The sequence below is a fragment of the Streptomyces noursei genome, assembly GCF_001646665.1.
Lineage (GTDB): Bacteria > Actinomycetota > Actinomycetes > Streptomycetales > Streptomycetaceae > Streptomyces > Streptomyces lavendulocolor.
In genome coordinates this window covers 387,172-405,508 of record NZ_LWBU01000279.1, presented here as the reverse complement: position 1 = coordinate 405,508, position 18,337 = coordinate 387,172, and the positions used below count along the sequence as shown (strand labels likewise).

General features: G+C 74.8%; 13 protein-coding genes. 6 read left to right on the top strand and 7 right to left on the bottom strand.

Going from position 1 to position 18,337, the window contains the following annotated elements:
* The first annotated feature begins 18 nt into the window (after positions 1-18).
* Positions 19-1,302, top strand: a complete 1,284-nt coding sequence (locus A4V12_RS20480) for a HEAT repeat domain-containing protein (protein ID WP_064070790.1) — start codon at positions 19-21, stop codon at positions 1,300-1,302.
* A gap of 111 nt (positions 1,303-1,413) precedes the next feature.
* On the opposite strand, the gene A4V12_RS20475 is transcribed toward A4V12_RS20480, so the two are convergent.
* The 4 genes from A4V12_RS20475 to A4V12_RS20460 all read right to left on the bottom strand — a co-directional run bounded on the left by A4V12_RS20475 (position 1,414) and on the right by A4V12_RS20460 (position 5,173).
* Positions 1,414-1,680 (bottom strand): WhiB family transcriptional regulator, encoded by a 267-nt coding sequence (locus A4V12_RS20475; RefSeq protein ID WP_064070789.1) that lies wholly within the window; start codon positions 1,678-1,680, stop codon positions 1,414-1,416.
* An 84-nt stretch (positions 1,681-1,764) separates the two neighbouring features.
* On the bottom strand, positions 1,765-2,943 hold the full coding sequence (locus tag A4V12_RS20470; RefSeq protein WP_064070788.1) for an anhydro-N-acetylmuramic acid kinase: 1,179 nt from the start codon (positions 2,941-2,943) through the stop codon (positions 1,765-1,767).
* Between the two features lie 13 nt (positions 2,944-2,956).
* Positions 2,957-4,402: an MFS transporter gene (locus A4V12_RS20465; RefSeq protein WP_079137179.1), complete on the bottom strand. Its 1,446-nt coding sequence runs from the start codon at positions 4,400-4,402 to the stop codon at positions 2,957-2,959.
* 24 nt (positions 4,403-4,426) lie between these two features.
* Complete coding sequence (locus tag A4V12_RS20460) at positions 4,427-5,173, bottom strand: TetR/AcrR family transcriptional regulator (RefSeq protein ID WP_064070787.1); 747 nt, start codon at positions 5,171-5,173, stop codon at positions 4,427-4,429.
* Between the two features lie 184 nt (positions 5,174-5,357).
* On the opposite strand from A4V12_RS20460, the gene A4V12_RS20455 reads away from it, so the two are divergent.
* Positions 5,358-10,106, top strand: a complete 4,749-nt coding sequence (locus A4V12_RS20455; RefSeq protein ID WP_234372259.1) for an aminotransferase class I/II-fold pyridoxal phosphate-dependent enzyme — start codon at positions 5,358-5,360, stop codon at positions 10,104-10,106.
* A 175-nt stretch (positions 10,107-10,281) separates the two neighbouring features.
* Here the strand turns inward: A4V12_RS20455 and A4V12_RS20450 are convergent, their stop codons facing one another.
* Both A4V12_RS20450 and A4V12_RS20445 read right to left on the bottom strand, forming a co-directional pair.
* Positions 10,282-10,467 (bottom strand): hypothetical protein, encoded by a 186-nt coding sequence (locus A4V12_RS20450; RefSeq protein ID WP_064070786.1) that lies wholly within the window; start codon positions 10,465-10,467, stop codon positions 10,282-10,284.
* A 199-nt stretch (positions 10,468-10,666) separates the two neighbouring features.
* Positions 10,667-11,767 carry a glycosyltransferase gene (locus A4V12_RS20445; protein ID WP_064070785.1) on the bottom strand — a complete coding sequence of 367 codons (1,101 nt, stop codon included), beginning with the start codon at positions 11,765-11,767 and terminating at the stop codon, positions 10,667-10,669.
* A gap of 1,257 nt (positions 11,768-13,024) precedes the next feature.
* On the opposite strand from A4V12_RS20445, the gene A4V12_RS20435 reads away from it, so the two are divergent.
* Positions 13,025-14,899, top strand: a complete 1,875-nt coding sequence (locus A4V12_RS20435) for a glycoside hydrolase family 15 protein (RefSeq protein WP_064070783.1) — start codon at positions 13,025-13,027, stop codon at positions 14,897-14,899.
* A 12-nt stretch (positions 14,900-14,911) separates the two neighbouring features.
* Here the strand turns inward: A4V12_RS20435 and A4V12_RS35360 are convergent, their stop codons facing one another.
* Positions 14,912-16,660 carry a hypothetical protein gene (locus A4V12_RS35360; protein WP_079137177.1) on the bottom strand — a complete coding sequence of 583 codons (1,749 nt, stop codon included), beginning with the start codon at positions 16,658-16,660 and terminating at the stop codon, positions 14,912-14,914.
* Positions 16,661-16,946: 286 nt separating this feature from the next.
* On the opposite strand from A4V12_RS35360, the gene A4V12_RS20425 reads away from it, so the two are divergent.
* From A4V12_RS20425 to A4V12_RS20415, 3 genes are all read left to right on the top strand, one after another.
* Entirely contained in the window at positions 16,947-17,135 is a 189-nt protein-coding gene (locus A4V12_RS20425) for a hypothetical protein (protein WP_064070782.1), read from the top strand.
* A gap of 268 nt (positions 17,136-17,403) precedes the next feature.
* On the top strand, positions 17,404-17,592 hold the full coding sequence (locus A4V12_RS20420; RefSeq protein ID WP_064070781.1) for a hypothetical protein: 189 nt from the start codon (positions 17,404-17,406) through the stop codon (positions 17,590-17,592).
* A 12-nt stretch (positions 17,593-17,604) separates the two neighbouring features.
* Positions 17,605-18,315, top strand: a complete 711-nt coding sequence (locus tag A4V12_RS20415; RefSeq protein ID WP_064070780.1) for a hypothetical protein — start codon at positions 17,605-17,607, stop codon at positions 18,313-18,315.
* The last annotated feature ends 22 nt before the right edge of the window (positions 18,316-18,337 follow it).

The following is an 18,337-nucleotide window of genomic DNA, read 5'->3' as shown; positions in this document are numbered from 1 at the left end:
GGTCTACAGTCCTTGATCATGGATCAGGACGAACTCATATCCGCGTTGGACGCCGCCCGGTTCGACAAGGCGGCCACGGCGGACCTCGTGCGCAGGCTGGCCGAGCCCGGCGCGGCCGCCGTCCCCGGGCTGCTGGCCGTGCTGCACACGGTGGAGCGGCACGTGTTCTTCGCCCTCCGGGACGCCCTGCGGCTGATCGGACCTCCCGCCTTCGACGCGGCGATGGCCGCCCGGGAGCGCGCCGAGGACGTCCCCGGCCGGTGGGAGCTGGAGCACGTCCTGCGGGCTTTCGACGAGCGGTGCCTCGACCGGTACACCGCCGCACTCGGGCATCCCATGGAGGACATCCGGAGGCAGGCGCTCGGGGGCCTGGAGAACCTCGGCCCCGCCGCCGCCCCGGCGGTCCTGGCGGTGATCCCGTTCCTCGCCGACCGGGACCGGTACGTCCGCCACACCGCCACCCGGACCGTCCGGGCCATCGGTCCGGCGGCGGTGCCCGCGCTCGGAGCCGTCCGCCGCCACGGCCCGGGCCGGCTGCGCAGGCACGCGCTGACCGCCCTGGCCGTCATCGGCGGCGAGGCGGCGCTCGACGAGCGGGACGTACGGGCCTGGGAGCGGCTCGTCCGCATCAAGGTCACCGAACCGGACGGCGTCGTCCACGGCGACCTGCCGGACCACTGCTGGCTGGCGGTCCCCGGCGAGACGTACGAGGAACTGTTCCCGGCCATGGGTCTCCACGATCGGCGGCCCTGCACCATCACGATGGGCCTGTCCGCCATGGGCGACGACACGGCGACCGTGACGGGCGAGGACGGCGCGAGGCGCACGGCCCACCGGGTGTTCGTGACCCCCGAACTGGACGGCTGGCGGCTGGTGTACGCCGACTCCCTCTTCCACGAGGAGGCGTGGGACCACCACGACCTGGTGTCCCGGATCAGCGCGCGGTGCGGGCAGGCCCAGTTCTTCTACCAGGACGACCACAGCGACTCGATGATTTGGACCCTCGCCCGGGGCGGCGAGGTGCACCGCGGCTACTGGCGCTACGGGGAGCCCGAGTGGACCGGTGAACCGATGGCCTGGGAGACACCGCTCACGGAGGGCTCCCCCCATGGTTCGGACGGACCGGACCACGACGAGGATCCCGGCGCCTCCCGGGAGTGGGCCGTCGAGAACGCGGCGCGGGCCCTGTCGCTCTTCCCGGGCGAGGTCGGTGAGGAGACGCATGTGCGCGGCCACGGCTGGCTCGCCGTGACGCGGCCCGGCATCGGCCACGGCCCGTTCACCGGCGCCCTGCGGATCTGACGCCGGGCCGGCGAACGGCCGCCCGCGAAACGGCCCGCCCGCCCGGTGAAGGCGGGCGGGCGGTCTGCTCCGTGGGCGGCCGGTGCGGCGTGGCCCGGCTGCGTGGCGGCCTCAGCCGGTGCTCCGCGACGCGGCTGCCCGGCGGGCGGCGCGGCGGCGCTTGAGGGCGCGGCGCTCCTCCTCGCTGGTGCCGCCCCATACGCCCGCCTCCTGCCCGGACTCCAGCGCCCACTCCAGGCACGGCTCCCGCACGGGGCAGCGGCGGCACACGGCCTTGGCCTCCTCCGCCTGGAGAACCGCCGGCCCCGTGTTCCCGATGGGGAAGAAGAGGTCGGGGTCCTCGTCGCGGCAGACCGCCTGCTGGCGCCAGTCACTCATGGAACTCTCCCAATCCGTCGTACGGTTCGTCCCCTTCGGGTCGCCGGGAGAGGGGGGTTCGAAACGGATAGCCGCGAAATGATGTCAATTGCCCTGCGGGGAAAGCCGCATGCGGACGGGCGCGACGGCGGCCGGCTCGGGCAGCCGCAGCCCGTGCCGGCCGGGCGTGAGCGACCCGAGGACGCTCGCGTGCCGGGCCCCGGTGCACGCCGGGACCGTCCCGGCGATGCCATGGACGGTCAGGAACCCGAGCACCGCGAAGGCGTACGCCTCCTTGGCGGCCGACGGCAGCCCCAGTTCGCCGGAGCCGCGCACCGGGACGCCGTCGAGTTCCGTACGGAGCATGGCCATCAGCACCGGGTTGCGGGTGCCGCCTCCCGAGGCGAACACCTCGGTCGCCCGTACCGCGCGGGCGGCGTCCGCCACGGTCCGGGCGGTGAGCCGCGTGAGCGTGGCGACGACGTCCTCGGCGGACAGCGCCTCATGACCGGCCAGAGCGGCGCGCAGGTAGGGGAGGTGGAACACCTCCTTGCCGGTGGACTTGGGAGGCGGCTGCGCGTAGTACGGCTCGTCCAGCAGCCGCCGCAGCAGCGCCTCGTCGACCCGGCCGCGGCCCGCCAGGGCGCCGTCCACGTCGTACCGGAGCCGGCCACCGGTGAGGTGCCGCACGGCCGCGTCGATCAGCGCGTTCGCCGGCCCGGTGTCGAACGCGGCCGGGGAACCCGCCCCGGCGGCCACCGTGATGTTGGCGATCCCGCCCAGGTTGAGGGCCACCGGGACGCCCGGGCGCCCGCGCAGCCACAGCACGTCCACGATGCTGACGAGCGGCGCCCCCTGGCCGCCCGCGGCGACGTCACGGGTACGCAGGCCGGACACGACGGGACGGCCGGTCGCCTCGGCGATCCACGCGGCCTCGCCGAGCTGGAGCGTGCCGTGCACCGTGCCGCCCTCGGACCAGTGGTACACCGTCTGCCCGTGCGAGACGACGAGGTCGGCGCGCCCGCCGCACAGCTCCTCGTCGGCCCGTACGGCGAGCGACGCGAAGGCCCGGCCGATGCTCGTGTCCAGCCGGCACACCTCCTCCATGGTGGTGGCCGCCGGCGGCAGGGCCGCGGCCAGGGCGGCCCGCAGCCCGGCGGGGTAGGGCGCGCTCACCATGCCGAGGGGCGCCAGGACGAGCGTGTCCGCGTCCAGCCACAGGTCGGCGGCCGCGGCGTCCACGGCGTCGTACGACGTCCCCGACATCAGCCCGATGACCCGCACGGCCCCTCCCGCCTCAGTCACGCAGCGCACGGCGGTGGCCGTCGCCCCGCAGGCCGGCGAGCGCCAGGGCACTGGCCGCGCACGTGACGGCCACGTAGTACGCCGGGATGTCCGCCTCGCCGGTCCGCTCGACGGCGTACGTGATGACGAGCCCCGCGCAGCCGGCGAAGACGGCGTTGGACAGCGCGTACGCCAGGCCCAGACCGGTGTACCGCACCCCGGTCGGGAACATCTCGGCGAGCATCGCGGGCCCCGGCCCCGCCATCAGCCCGACGACCGCCCCCGCGGCGCACACGGCGAGACCCTTGGCGGCCGTCGGCGCCGCGGGGTCCTGCACCAGGTCCAGCAGCGGGAACGCCGTCACCGCGGCCGCCACGGCGCCGGTGACCATCACCGCGCGCCGCCCCACCCGGTCGCTCAGCGCGCCCGCCGGGAGGATCGCCGCCGCGAACCCCGCGTTGGCGAGCACGGTGGCGGTCAGCGCCTGCCGGAACGAGGCGTCCAGCACGCTCTGCAGGTACGACGGCAGCACGACCAGGAACGTGTAACCCGCCGCCGACCAGCCCATCAGCCGCCCCGCGCCCAGCACGATCGCCCGCGCCGTCTCCCCGGCCGACGCACGCACGGCGCGCCCGGCCCCCGGCACTCCCGGCACCGCCGCCCCGTCCGCTGCCGCGCCGGCCGCCGCCCCACGCCCGTCCCCCCGCCCGCCGTCCGGTCCGCCCCCCGGCGCGCCGGCGGCATCCGGCACCGCGGGCCCGCGGCGGAACGACGGCGACTCCTCCAGCCGCAGCCGCAGCCACAACGCCCCCAGGCCCATGGGCAGCGCCAGCAGGAACGGCACACGCCAGCCCCACGACGCCAGCTGCGCCTCGCTCAGCACGGTCGCGAGCCCCGCCGCCGCCCCCACCCCGCCGAGCAGGCCCAGCGCCACGGTGAACGACTGCCATGCCCCGTACAGGCCGCGCCTGCCCGGCGGGGCGAACTCCGTCATCAGGGACACGGCGCCGCCGAACTCCCCGCCGGCCGACAGGCCCTGCACGATCCGCAGCAGCGTCAGCAGCCAGGGCGCCGCGGCGCCGATCACGGCGTACGACGGGAGCAGACCGATCAGTGTGGTGGCGGCCGTCATCAGCAGCACCACCAGGATCAGGGTGGGCCGCCGCCCGGCCCGGTCGCCGAGCCGGCCGAAGAGCGCCGCGCCCACCGGCCGGAAGAAGAACGCCAGCGCGAACGACGCGTACGTCCTGACCAGCGCCTCCGCCTCGCCGCCGCCCTCCGGCGTGAAGAAGGTGGCGGCGATGACCGTGGCGAAGCAGCCGTACACGCCGAACTCGTACCACTCGATGAAGTTGCCCACCGAGCCCGCGACGAGCGCCCTGCGCGAGCGCGGCGGCCCGGTGGGCGGCCCCTGGGGCCCCGCGGCCTCCTCTGCGGGGCCGTGCACGGAGGTCGTCATGCGGTGCCCTTCCGGCGAGGTCGACTACCGCATGGCTTCCCTCTCCGGCCCGCCGAGGAAACGATCCAGCAGGGCGTCGAGGCCGACCGCGAGCACCTCCTCGCCCGCGGGCCCGGCGAGGGCCGGGGCGGCGGCGCGCAGGAGGGGCATCTCGTGCGCGGGCATCCGGTGCAGGCCCAGCCGGATGGCCGGTTCGGGCTCGTCCGGGTTCTCCACCACGGCGGTCAGCTCCACGAAGACGTACCCGAGGGCCCAGGCCATCACGGCCCGGTACGCCAGCCGCGTACGGCCGTCGTCGAGCCCCGCGCCGGCGAGGAGGGCCAGCACCCGCTCCTGGGCGAGCAGTACCGTCCGCGGGCGGCCGGCCAGCGGCACGGCGAGCATCCGGGTGGCGTAGAGCGGCACCACGCGCGGGTGCCGCAGCGAGACCCGGTGGATCTCGCGGACCGTGCGGTGCAGTTCGCCGCGCCAGTCGCCGGCGCGGGCCTGCGGGATCAGCGGTTGCCCGGGCGTGTCCGGCGGGGCCTCCCGGAGGGTGGCCAGGAACTCCCCGAAGACCGCCTCGACCAGCCCGTCGAGCAGCGCGTCCTTCCCCGCCGCGTACCGGTACAGGGCCATCGCCTCCACACCCAGCTCCGCCGCCAGCCGCCGCATGCTGAGCCCCGACAGGCCGTCCCGGTCGACCAGGGCGAGGGCGGTGGTCATCACCAGTTCCCGGCTCAGCCGGCCGCGCCGGCGGCCGGACCGGTCGGAACCCGCATGTTCGGGCATCCCTTGACCTACGTCCCTTATAGCCACAAGGTGTACATATACGACGTAAACACAAATGGTTCGGCGTATCTAGACCCACCGGCAGGTCACCTTGGAGCCGATCACCCGTCTGGACAAGTGGCTTCGACCGAACGGCGGAGCGGTGTCCGCCCGCCGCGGGGCACCGCCCGGCGGAAGGCCATCCGTGTCCGTTCACCGGCTGATGGTGGTGTACCTGCTCGTCGTGGCCCCGTTCACCGTCGTCTGCCTGACGGTCCCGGAACGGCACACCAGCAGCTGGGCCGTCATCGGACTCGCCGGCGTCGTGGCGATCCTCGTCGGCATCCGCGTCCACCGTCCCGCGAGACGCTGGCCCTGGCTGATGCTCGCCGCCGCGAACCTCACCTTCACGGCAGGGGACACCACCTACAACACCCTCGAGTCGGTCTTCGGCCTCACCAACCCGTTCCCTTCCCTCGCGGACGTCTTCTACCTCGCCACCTATCCGCTGTTCGCGGCCGGGTTCTTCGGCTTCATCCGCTACCGCACCGAGGCGCGCGACCTCGCCAGCCTGCTGGACGCGCTCATCCTCACGGCGGGCCTCGCCCTGCTCTCGTGGGTGCACCTGATCAACCCGCTCACCATGGCCGGCGACACCTGGAGCCAGCGTGCGGTCGCCATCGCCTACCCGCTCGGCGACGTGCTGATCCTCGCCATGACGGTCCGCCTGCTCACCCTCGGCGGCCTGCGCGAACGGGCCGTGCAACTGCTCGCCCTCGGCACGTTCGGCATCCTCACCTCGGACGTCCTCCACGGGCTGCTGCAACTCCAGGGCACCTGGCGCGTCGGCACCTACATGGACCTCGGGTGGGTGGTGTTCTTCACCGCCTGGGGCCTCGCGGCCCTCCACCCCTCCATGGTGCGGCTCACCGAACGGGCGCCCCAGCCCGCACCCGGACTCGCCAAGCGCCGGCTCGCCGTCCTCGCCTGCGCGTCGCTGATCGCCCCGGTCATGCTGCTGGTCGAGGCCCTCCTGGGCACCGTCCGGGACGCCGCGGTCATCGCCGTGTTCTCCGCCCTGATGTTCCTGCTGGTCATGGCCCGGCTGTGGGAGCTGGTCTCCGAGCACCGCCGGGCGGTCACCCGGGAGCGGAGCCTGCGCGTCGCCGCCGCGTCGCTCGTCGGCGCCGTGACGCCCAGCGACGTGGCGCGCTGCGTCGAGGCGGCCGCCACCACCCTGTTCGGCCCCGGCGTCCGGCACGAGGCGGTGCTGCTCTCGGTGGGGGCCGACCGGCGGCTCCGCCCGATGGCCCCGTCCGGCCGGCCCTGGCCGCCGGGCATCGACATCCCCGCCGACGTCCTGGCCCCGCCCGCGCCCTCCGGGGAGCCGGGCTCCCGCCCCGCCCCCGCGCCCACCACCGGGGAGCCACGCGCCGGGGCACCTCCCCCCGGGGCACCTCCCCCCGGGGCACCTCTCCCCGGGGCGCCTCGCCCCGGGGAGCCTGCCCCCAAGGAGGCACCCCCCGAGGCGTCACCCGCAGGGGACCCGCGCCCCGAGGCGCCACCCGCCAGGGAGCCGCCCGCCGACCGCACCGCCCTGGCCCCCGACAAGCAGCCGGAAGCCTCTGGAGGCCACCACGGAGAACCTCCTGGAGGCGCCGCGGGAGGAGCACCCGGAGGCCTGTCCGGCGGTCCGGCGGCCGGCCATGTGCCCGGCGGGCCCTGCGACGGCACACGGTTCCTGGACGCCGCCGTGCTCGGGCCCGAGGCGGCCGCCGCGCTCGGCCCGGCGACGCGCGTGGTGCTCAGCCCCCTGACCCTGGAGGACCCGCAGGCCGGCCACCCGCTGATCGGCGCCCTGCTGGTCGCCGGGCCGCGCCGCCGGCTGGAGCGGCTCGGCGCGTCGGTCGAGTCCCTCGCCTCCCAGGCCGCCCTGGCACTCGAACGCGTCGGCCTCAGCGAGGAGATCAACCGGCGCCGCAGCGAGGCGTACTTCCGCACCCTCGTGCACAACGCCTCCGACGTGATCCTGATCCTCGACGACGACGGCACCGTCCGCTACGCCAGCCCGTCCGCCCGGGGCATGTTCGGCGGCGCCCTCCTCGGCGGCACCCCCCTGGCCCGGCTCGTGTCCGCGAAGGACCGCGCCCGGGCCGCCCGCACCCTCCGGCGGGTCCGGGCCGACGAGGTGCGGGACGTCCACGACGACTGGCGCATGCTGCGCTCCGACGACCAGCGGCTCGACGTGGAGGTCCGGTGCAACAACCTCCGCGACGAGCAGACCGTCCACGGCATCGTGCTCACCCTCCGGGACGTCACCGAACAGCGGGAACTGGAACGCGAGCTCACCCACCGCGCCTTCCACGACGCGCTGACCGGACTGCCCAACCGGGTCCTGCTGCTGGAGCGCATCGAACGCGCCCTGCTGCGCGGGCGCCGCGACGCCACCCTCACCGGTGTCCTCTTCGTCGACCTCGACGACTTCAAGGTCGTCAACGACATGATGGGGCACTCCGTCGGAGACGAACTGCTCGTCGCCGTCGCCCGCCGGCTGACCGCCGCACTGCGGCGCACCGACACCGCCGCCCGGATCGGCGGCGACGAGTTCGCCGTCCTGATGGAGGGCGCCAGGGAACCCGAGGACGCCGAGAGGCTCGCCGCGCAGGTCGTCCGCGCCCTCGACGAACCGTTCCGGCTCACCACCGGATCGACCAGCGTCTCCGCCTGCGTGGGCATGGCCACGGCCCACGACAGCGACGAGGCAGAGGAACTCCTCGGCCACGCCGACCTCGCCCTGTACGCGGCGAAGACCGCCGGCAAGGGCCAGTGGCAGCGCTACCGGCCCGACCTGCACGCCGGCATGGTCGAGCGGCACGCACTCCAGGCGGGCCTCGACAGCGCCCTCGACGAGCAGGCCTTCGCCCTGCGCTACCAGCCGATCGTGGAGATAGACGGCGGTGCCGTCGCCGGGTACGAGGCGCTGATCCGCTGGCCGCGGGGGCGGGGAGTCGTACCGCCGGACCAGTTCATCAGCCTCGCCGAGGAGACCGGACACATCATGCGGCTCGGCGCCTGGGTCCTCGAACGCGCCGCCGGCGACGTCGCCGGCTGGCAGCGCGACCACCCCCGCAACCCGCCCCTGCACCTCAACGTGAACGTCTCCGCGCGCCAGTTCATCGACCCCGGCTTCGTCGAGGACGTACGGCGCATCCTCGACACCTCGGGCCTCGCGCGCGGCTCCCTCGTCCTGGAGATCACCGAATCGGTCCTGATGCGCCGCGACGAACAGATCCGCGCCGCCATGCGCACGCTGAAACGCCTGGGCGTCTCCATCGCGATCGACGACTTCGGCACCGGGTTCTCCTCGCTCAGCTACCTCCGCGAGTTCCCCATCGACGTGCTCAAGGTCGACAAGTCGTTCATCGACGACATCATCACGGACGGTCAGCAGGTCGCCCTCGTGGAAGGCATCGTCCGCATCGCCGACGTCCTCGGCCTCCAGGTCATCGCCGAGGGCATCGAGAACGCCGGCCAGCGCGACCTGCTCGCCGCCATGGGCTGCCGCTTCGGCCAGGGCTACCTCTTCGCCCGGCCCATGACCGCCGACGAGGCCCGCGGGTTCCTGCACGACTCCGGCGAACGGCAGGCGGCGCCCCTCACCGGCGTAGGCGGAGCGCACCGCACCGTGGCCCATCCCGCGGCCCGCGGCGAGCAGCGCCTCGGCGACCTCCAGCGTCTGCAGAAGAGCAGCCGGATGTGCGACGCCGTCATCGACGAGGTGCACGGCCGGCGCATCCGCTGCGGCGACCACTGGCTGGCCGACTTCGCCTCCAGCAACTACCTCGGGTTCGACTTCGACCCCGAGATCATGGACGCCATCGGCCCCCACGTACGCCGCTGGGGCACCCACCCCAGCTGGTCGCGGTTCATCGGCAACCCGCGCCTCTACTCCGACATCGAGGAACGGCTCGCCGGCCTCCTCGGCGCCCCGGACACGCTTCTGCTGCCGACCATCACCCTCATCCACTCCTCCGTGATCCCGGTCCTCGCGGCGGGCGGCCAGGTGTGCGTCGAGGCCCGCGCCCACCGCACCGTGCACGACGGCTGCATGGTCGCCCGCGGCCAGGGCGCGTCGGTACGGCGCTTCCACGGCGACCGCCCCGACGAGCTCGAACAGCTGCTCGCCGCCGCGCCGACCGGCGCCGCCCGGCTGGTCTGCGTCGACGGCGTCGACAGCATGACCGGCAACCTCCCCGACCTGTCCCGGCTGGCCGCCGTCTGCCGCGCGCACGAGGCCCTGCTGTACATCGACGACGCCCACGGCTTCGGGGTCATCGGCGAACGCGGACCCGCCGAGAGCTCGCCCTACGGGTCGCGGGGCAACAGCATCGTGCGCCACCTGGCCGAGTCGTACGAGGGCGTCGTCCTGGTCGGCGGGTTCTCCAAGGCGTACTCCTCGCTCCTGGCGTTCGTCACCGCGCCCCCCGACCTCAAGGAGCACCTGAAGGTGGCGGCCGGGCCCTACCTGTACTCCGGCCCCTCGCCGACCGCGTCGCTCGCGACCGTGCTCGCCGGACTCGACGTCAACGACCGGCGCGGTGACGCCATCCGCGCCGACCTGTACGACAGGACGCGGCGCGTGCTCGACCATGTGCGCGGGCTGGACATCGCCACCCCCAACACCGGCGGCCTGCCCATCATCGAGATCCCGCTCGCCGACAGCTGGGACCTCGACGCCGTCGGCGACTTCCTGTGGGACCACGGCATCTACGTCACCCTCGCCGGCTACCCGCTCGTACCCCGCAAACAGGTCGGTTTCCGCATCCAGGTCACCGCCCTCAACACCGACGAGGAGATCGAACAGCTCCTCCACACACTCACCGAGCTGGCCGACCGGTTCCCGCTCCAGCAGCGGCTCCCGGACGCGGGTCCCGCCGAGAGGCCGCAACCGTGACTGGTCCCCGGGGCGGCGGGCCGGGCCCCGACCCGGCGCGCGACGACCCGCGGGCGCCCGGGGACAGGGAGCGGCGCCGCCGCGACGCCGACGCGGTCTGGGGCCGGTGGCCCGTCTCCGCGTACCTCGCCGAGAACTACCGGGGGATGCACGCCTCCGACGCGGCCGTCATCCGTCACCACTCCGCCTTCCACCGGCGGCTGCCCGCCGGCCTCACCGACGCCCCGTCCCGGGTCCGGGTGCTGCACGGCGAGGCGGCCGCCGTCCCGCACAGCACGTACGAGCCCGCCTCGATGAACTTGATCGCCGAGAGCGTCGCCGAGAACGCCGCCGAATTCGCCGAGCAGTGGGGCATGTTCATCCACTCCGTACGGCCCGGGGACACCTCGTCGCCGCGTTCGTGGAGAACATGCCGAGCTACCGGATCGGAACCGGCCCGGTCTGGCCCGCGTTCCCCGTCCGCACCCCCCGCGGCACGGACGCCGACGCGGACGCGTGACGCGCCCCGGCCGCGACCGGCACGCGGGGCGCGGTGTGCGGGGTGGGGGTGCGGGGCGGCTTCAGCCGAGCAACTCCGTGTAGATGCGGGTGTACTGCTCCGCGAAGGCCCGGGGGCCGAAACGGTCCTCGACCCTCGCCCGGCCCTGTTCCGACAGCACCTGCCACCAGTGCGGCCGGTCCAGCAACTGCCGCAGCAGGTGGCCGGTGCGGTGCGCGTCCCCGACCGGTGCCCGCAGCACGGTGTCGCCGAGGGCGGCGAACTGCGGGTGGTCGTCGCCGAGGATCACCGGGCGGCCGGTGCTCAGGGCCTCCAGCACGGTCATCGGAACCTCCGGCTTGATGCCCGGCACGCCCGGCATGAACAGCACCACGTCCGCCGACGCGATCAGTGGCCGCATGTCGGCCACGTGCCCGAGGACCTCCACGTTCCGCAGCCCCTCCCGCCCGGCGAGGGCGAGTACGGACGAGTCGTCCGCCCGCGGGCGGTGACCGGGGCGCGGGCGCAGCAGCGTCAGGCGGAACCGTGCGCCGGCCCGGACGGCAACCCCCGCCGCCATGACGGCCTCCTCGGCGCCGCCGTGCGGGCCGTCGTAGCCGACCACGAGCACCCGCGGCGTGGGCCCGGACGGGCGCGGCATGTACGGCCACCGCTCCAGGCGCACCACCGGGGGGACGACCGGCACCCGGCCGAATCCCGCGGCGCTCAACTCCCCGGCGGTGGCCTCCGACTGCGCCACCGTCCGGCCGAGGGGGCGCGACCGGCGCAACAGCCGCGGGTCCCGCACCCCCGTGACGGTGTGCAGCACGGGCCTGCCGCGCAGCAGCGGCGGCCACAGGCGGGAGAGCGGCGGGAAGGCGTCGTCGACGGGCAGCACGGCGTGGACGAGGTCGACGCGGCGCGCCACGACGGCACCCGCGACGGCCGTCAGGGGCAGCCGGACGAGCCGGGGCAGCCCGTGCGGGACGGCCAGGGGGACAGGACGGCCGCACTCGGCGGGAAGCCCGCCGCCCCGGTGGGGCCGGCGGGCGAACCAGGTGAAGTCCACGTCCGCCACCGCCTCCGCGACGGCCGCCGCCAGTTGGGTGTCGGCCGTGTCCTGGCGGTCGAGGGGGCCTCCGGCGAACAGCAGGACGCGCGGACGGCGCGCTCCGGCGTTCATGGCGGGCCCGCACGCGAGCAGACCGGCGCCGCCGGCCCGGAGGGGCGCCGACCGGCCCGCCGGCGGACGCGCGGTCCGGGGCGCGCACCGGTGCGGCGCCGCCGGGCACTTGGTACGGCGGTGCGTTTCGCGGTGGTTCGGGCCGCGGGCCCGGTGCCTGGTACGGCGCTGGGGTCCGCGGTGGTTCGGGCGTCGCGCGGGTCGTCCGGTACGGCTGGGTGTTCTGCGGGGGTCCGGGTGTCCTGCCGGGCATCCCGCACGGCGGCCTGCTCCGCGGGTGTTCGGCCGCTGCGCGGGCTGTCAGGCGGCGGGGTGTGCCCCGCGGTGGTTCCGGCGCCGTGCCCGGCGTCCCGTACGGGTGGGCGGTCCGTGGTGGTCGCGGTGACGCGTCCGGCGTTCCCGGACCGGTGGGGCGAGCACCGTTCCGGGAACGCCTGCGCCGCGATGCCGGGGGGCGCCGGCGCGCGGGTGGCGCGCGGCACCGGCGCGTCCTCCCGCAGCGGCTCGGCGGCCCGTTCCGGCACCGCTTCCCCGGGGAAGGTGGTCGCAGAGCGGGACGTCCGCATCCGCCCGCTGCCCTGCGGCCACCCGACATGGAACGTGGTCACGTGGCCGTGCGCCGCACCGGTGGCGGGGACGGGGCCGGACACGCGGAAGAGGCCGAACACGCCGACGGGCGGTGTCCGGTGGGACGGCCCGGAGGCCGTGCGAGGGGGCTCCGACGGGGCTGGACCGCCGTCGGAATCGTCGTCCCGGCGGCGTCCCGCGGCGTGCGCGGCGACGACACGGCCGCGCCGGCGGCGGGGTGCGGCACAGGGCCTGCGCACGGCGACGTGCCGTACGGCCGGGGCGGGACGCAGGCGGTCGGACATCCGGCGCGCGGGATGGCGCGCGGGACGGCGCGTGGAGCGGGAGGGGCCCTGACGGGAATCAGCGGACGCTCCGGCGGCAGGCCAGTCGGTCACCCGCCGCAGCGGGTGAGGGACGAAAGGCGCCGCGTCGCGGCGCGCCTGGACGGAGGACACGGGGACCTCTTCCTGCGGAATGCCTGCCAGAAATGGCCTGCTCACCTTCCATCGGTAGCACACCCCTCCGGGGCAGTCAATGAGAAGTGGAAGGCCATGGGAAGCGCCGGTTGGTCATCCGCACAGCGCCGGTGACGGAAACGCCGGAAAGGTCCCGTGCCGCGATCGGGAAAAACCCCGGGGGAGTTCGGCCGGCGCCCTCGCGTCGGCGACCCGGATTACAATTCTCTGTATGGTCGGACGAATCGAGGACTACGCCCTCATCGGAGACCTTGAAACGGCGGCCCTCGTCGGCGAGGACGGGGCGATCGACTGGATGTGTGTGCCACGTTTCGATTCGCCCGCCTGTTTCGCGGCCTTGCTCGGGGACGAGGACAACGGGTGCTGGCGCATCGCGCCCGCCGGTGCCGGCGCCTGCAACCGGCGCTCCTACCTGCCCGACACCCTGGTGCTCGAATCGGTCTGGGAAACCACCGGCGGCACCGTGCGGGTCACCGACCTCATGCCGCCCCGCGGCGGATATCCCCAGGTCGTGCGGCGTGTCGAAGGCGTCTCCGGACGGGTCGCGATGCGCACCGACCTCCGGCTCCGCTTCGACAACGGGCGGATCGTCCCCTGGACCCGTACGGTCGACGGCCGCACCGTGGCCGCGGTCGCCGGACCGGACTCGGCGGTCCTGCGCACCGACGCCGCCCTCGACATGTCCGTCACCAACTCCCGTACCTCCGCCGACTTCTCCGTGGCGGCCGGTGAACGGGTCACCTTCGTCCTCCGCTGGAACCCGTCGCACGTCCCCACCACCGCCGGGCCGGACACCGAACGCCTCCTCGCCGGCACCGTGGAATTCTGGCGGGACTGGGCGGGAAAATGCCTCTACCAAGGGCCCTGGCGCGATGTCGTGGTCCGTTCCCTGATCACTCTCAAGGCGCTCACCTACGAGCCCACGGGCGGAATAGTCGCGGCCGTCACCTCGTCCCTCCCGGAATGCCTGGGAGGGGAGCGCAATTGGGACTACCGGTTCTGCTGGCTGCGCGATTCCACGTTCACCCTCTCGTGCCTGCTGCGCTCCGGGTACCGCGAGGAGGCCGTCGCGTGGAAGGACTGGCTGGTCCGCGCCGTCGCGGGGGAGCCCTCCGACCTCCAGCCGCTGTACGGAGTGGCCGGCCAGCGGCGGCTGGTGGAGACCATCGCCCCCTGGCTGCCCGGCTACGAGGGGTCCCTGCCCGTGCGGTTCGGCAACGCCGCCGTCGGTCAGCTCCAGCTCGACGTGTACGGGGAGGTCCTCAACACCATCTACTCGGCACTGCGCGCCGGGGTCGCCATCGACGTCCAGGTGTGGCGCCTGATCGCCTCGTTCATGGAGTACCTGGAGAAGCACTGGCGCGAGCCGGACGCGGGGCTGTGGGAAGTACGCGGCCCGCAGCGGCACTTCGTCCACTCCAAGATCATGTCGTGGGTCGCCGCCGACCGTGCCCTGCGCATGGCCAGGGTGGCGGGGCTGCGCGGCTCGGCGGAGCGGTGGCGGGCCATGCGCCAGGAGATCCGCAAGGACGTGCTGCGCCACGGCTGGGACGAGGAACAGGGTTGTTTCGTGCAGTACTACGGCTCGCGGCGGATCGACGCGTCGGCGCTGCTGCTGCCCAGGCTGGGCTTCCTCCCGCCGGGCGACCGCCGGCTGCACGGCACGCTGGAGGCCGCCCGGCGCCTGGACCACCACGGCTTCCTGCGCCGGTACGCCGACGCGGGTGAAACCGACCGCGTGCACGCGGTGGACGGACTGTACGGCGACGAGGGCACGTTCCTGGCGTGCTCACTGTGGTTCGCGGACTGCCTGGCCGTCACCGGCCACCGGGACGAGGGCCGCGAGATGTTCGAGCGCGTCCTGGACGTCCGCAACGACGTGGGACTGCTGTCGGAGGAGTGGGACCCGGTGTCCCGCCGCCAACTCGGCAACCTTCCACAGGCGTTCAGCCACGTGGCCCTGGTCAACACGGCCTTCGCCCTGCACGGCACGCGCACGGGCAGCCGCAACGGCAACGGCGACGGCCGGCACGCGGACGGGAGCCGCGCGGCGAGGAGCGGCTCCCGTGCGTGGGTGGCCCGCTGAGGGCAGCGCCCGTCATGTGCCGTTGGTCGCGTCGGGCTCTCTCTGCCTGCGCAGCAGCGCCGAACCCGCCAGGAGCGCCGTGAGCATCGCACACGTCACCGCGGCGGCGCCGGACCACGCCCAGGAGCGTCCCAGACTGCTGTCCAGCAGGCCGAACCCGCTGCTGCCCGCGATGCCGTGGAGCGCCACCACGCCGACGGACGTCGCGGCCGCGAACCCCCACACCCGGGCGGAGTCCCGCACGATCAGCCACTCGCCGAGCACCAGGCAGAGCACGGTCACGACGAGGGCCAGGGTGTCGGCGTAGCCGCCGGAGCGCAGGCCCGCGAGGTCGGTGGGCAGGTGGATGAGGCCGCAGGCGAACAGGGCCGCGGCCGCCGGCCAGCGGAGCGGGGACCGCGACGGCGCGGTGGTCTCACCGTCGGTGGCCGGGCCGCGGTCGAGAACCTTGGTCTCCTGGACCGGCGCGGCCGCGGCCGACACGGACCGGGGCGGCCGGACATGGGGGTTCTCGGGCACCGTGGGGAGCGGGGTGGACGGCGACGCGCCCGTCGTCCCGGCGGGTGCCCCGTCCGGTGCGCCCTCCGGTGTCCCGCCGGGCGTCAGCACCGGGGGCTCGGCGTCGGCGGCGCCCAGGATGCTCACCAGCTGGACGACGTCCTCGATGGGCCTGCCGACGGCGGCGGCGCGCAGGGTCGTGTCGCTGTCGTCGAGCGTGTGCCCGGCCGCGTTCAGCATCGCGACCAGCTGCCGCACCTCGTCCAGCGGCCGGGCGACGGCGGCCGCGCGCAGGGCCTCGTCCGCGGGGCTGTCGACCGCGTTGGTGTTCTTCAGCTGGGTCACCAGCGCGGCGACCTCTTCGAGCGGGCGGTACGTGGCCGCCGTCCAGATGAGTGTCCGTATGCGCTCGTCGCTGTCCTCGTCGTCCGCGCCGGCCCCCGCCGACTCGCCGAGGACGGCGTCGACGAGTGCGGTGTCGGCCGCCGGGGCCGGGTCGCCGTCGTGGGGCGCGGAACCGGCGGTGGCGCCCTCCGCGGGCACGCCGTCGTCCGTCGCCGTGCCGTCGGGTGCCCTGCCGGGGGGCGTGGCGCCCAGGGTGGGTACGTCGCCGTGTGCCGTGCCGGGGCCGTCCGCGGGCCGCTCGGCGCTCCACCCGCCGTCGGCGGGCGCGGCCTCGCCGGGCGCAGTCTCCGCGGCGGGGGGCTCGACGGCCGGGACGTCGTCGTACGCGGGCTCTTCGCGCCGGGCGGGCTCGTCGCGGTGCACGGGAGCGTCCCCGTACCCGGGCTCGGGGTGTCCCGGCTCGCGGTACGCCGTGTCGCGGTACACCGTTCCGACCGGGGCGGTGGGCGCCCCGGGCGCGGTCGGCGTGGTGGGGTACACGGCCGTGCCGTCGGCCCGCGCCGTGCCGGCGGCCCCGGGCGGCGGGGCGGATGCCGGGGTCCCGTTCGTGTACGTCCCGTTCGGGTGCGTCCCGTTCGCGGGCGCCGCCGCGGAGGGCGTGACGTGCGTGGAGGTGCCGTTCGTGTGCGTCGTCCCCGCGGGGGGCGCGGGCGGCGCGGGGGGCGCCGCTCCCAGGCGTACGGCCTCGGCGTGCACCGGGTCGACGGGCACCGTGCCGAACGGCGGCGCCTCGGTGTGCGTCGCGTCGACCGGCACGCCGGCGGCGCCGGGCCGGTCGGGCCGGTCGGGCGGGCGGGGCGGCTGCGCCCGGTCGGGGCCCCCTGCCGCGGGGCGGGTCGTGGGGTCGTCGGTTGTCATGGCGTGGCTCCGTTCGCCGGACTCCGGTGAGGCACACACCGTGTCGGTCGTCGTGCGCCGACTTGGGCGCGCGGTTTGCACCATCTAATGGGCAATGCGGTCAATTGCGCCATCCGGGATGGGCAGATGGGCGACCCCCGCCCCGCGCCGCACCCGATCGCCCAGCGGGAGCCGGTGGTTCGAGCTTGTACCACATGGTGGGATTTCTGCCATTTGCGGCTCAGGGGCGACTGCGGTCCACTGGAAGTGGAAGCAAGCATTCCTTTCCGCATGAAGGGATGGTGGCATGACGTCCATCGAGCCTGAACTCCGCGACCGCACCAAGGTGTCGGACATCGAGGTCGAAGCAGCCCTCAACCCGGGTGAAGCCGAGGGCTTCCACCGCGACACCCGCGAATGCGGGATCCTGGCCCTGCAGGCCGGGGCGGGGCAGGTGCTGCTGGCGCCTCCGACGCCGCGGCCCAAGAAGGGTTGAACGGTCAACTCATAGGCACCGTCCGGCCCCGCCGGCCGAGAGGCCGCGCCGGCGCGGACGCCCGACAAGGCCCCCGCCCTGCCAGGGCGGGGGCCGATTTTTCGTCATGGAGGCAAGGGGCGCCCGGAGTGCGCCGTGCCACGGAGAACCGCCGCTCGAGACCGCGAGGTTCGTCCGAAAGATTCCGTCTGCCGTTTGCATCCCCTTTCCGGCTGGGTTCCACTGGAAGTGGAAGCAGACATTCCTTTCCGCATGAGGGGATGAAGGCATGACGTCCTACGAGTACGAGCTCCGCGACCGCACCAAGATCTCGGACACCGACATCGAAGCGGCCCTCGACCCGGGCGAGGCCCAGGGCTTCTACCGCGACACCCGCGAATGCGCGGCACTGGCCCTGCAGGCGGGCGCGGGGCAGGTCCTCCTGGCGCCTCCGGCGCCGCGCCCCAAGAAGGGTTGAGGGACTGACCGAATGGAACAGCCCGGCACGACGACGCCCTTGACGGGCGCGGTGCGGGAACTCGCGACCCAGGTGGTCTCCGCTCTCACGAGTGGGGGCCACTCCCCGATGTCCGCGCACACGCCGGTCACCGTCGGGGACGACGAACTCGGCCTGGCGGCCGTACGCGTCCTGGGCGCCGACGTCCTGCTCCCCGCCGTCCTCCACCGCACGCTCCCGGCCCCCGCCGACCTGGCCGTCTGCGAGAAGGCGGTGCTCGCCTACCCTCCCGGCCCGGACGCCTCCCCGGCCTCCCGCTGGAGCCACTGGGCCATGGTCCGCACCCTCGCCGACCTCGGGGCACCCACCGCCCACACGTCCTTCGAGAACCCCGAGCCGGACGCCGCCTGGCTGGAGGACCTCCCCTGGCAGGGCCTCGCCCACCAACTCGCCCTCCTGGCCGCACTCGCGGTGCCCGGGGCGGACAGCGCCGTGGCCGGCATCGCCCGGCGCCGTACCGTGGACGTCGCCCGGGGCTTCGTACGGGCCGTCAGGCGACGCGGCTGGCTCCAGGCGGCCGCCACCGGCCGCTGGCTGACGCTCCTCGATGACGTCCCCGACACCCTCGGCCTGGACGCCGGGCTCGCGTTCGTCGCCCTGATGGGCGGCGACGACCCGCGTGTGGCCCTGCACCTGCAAGCCGCGCGTCCGGTGCTCCCCGGCGCGGCGGCGGGACGGACATGACGGCGGCGACGGCGGTCACCGT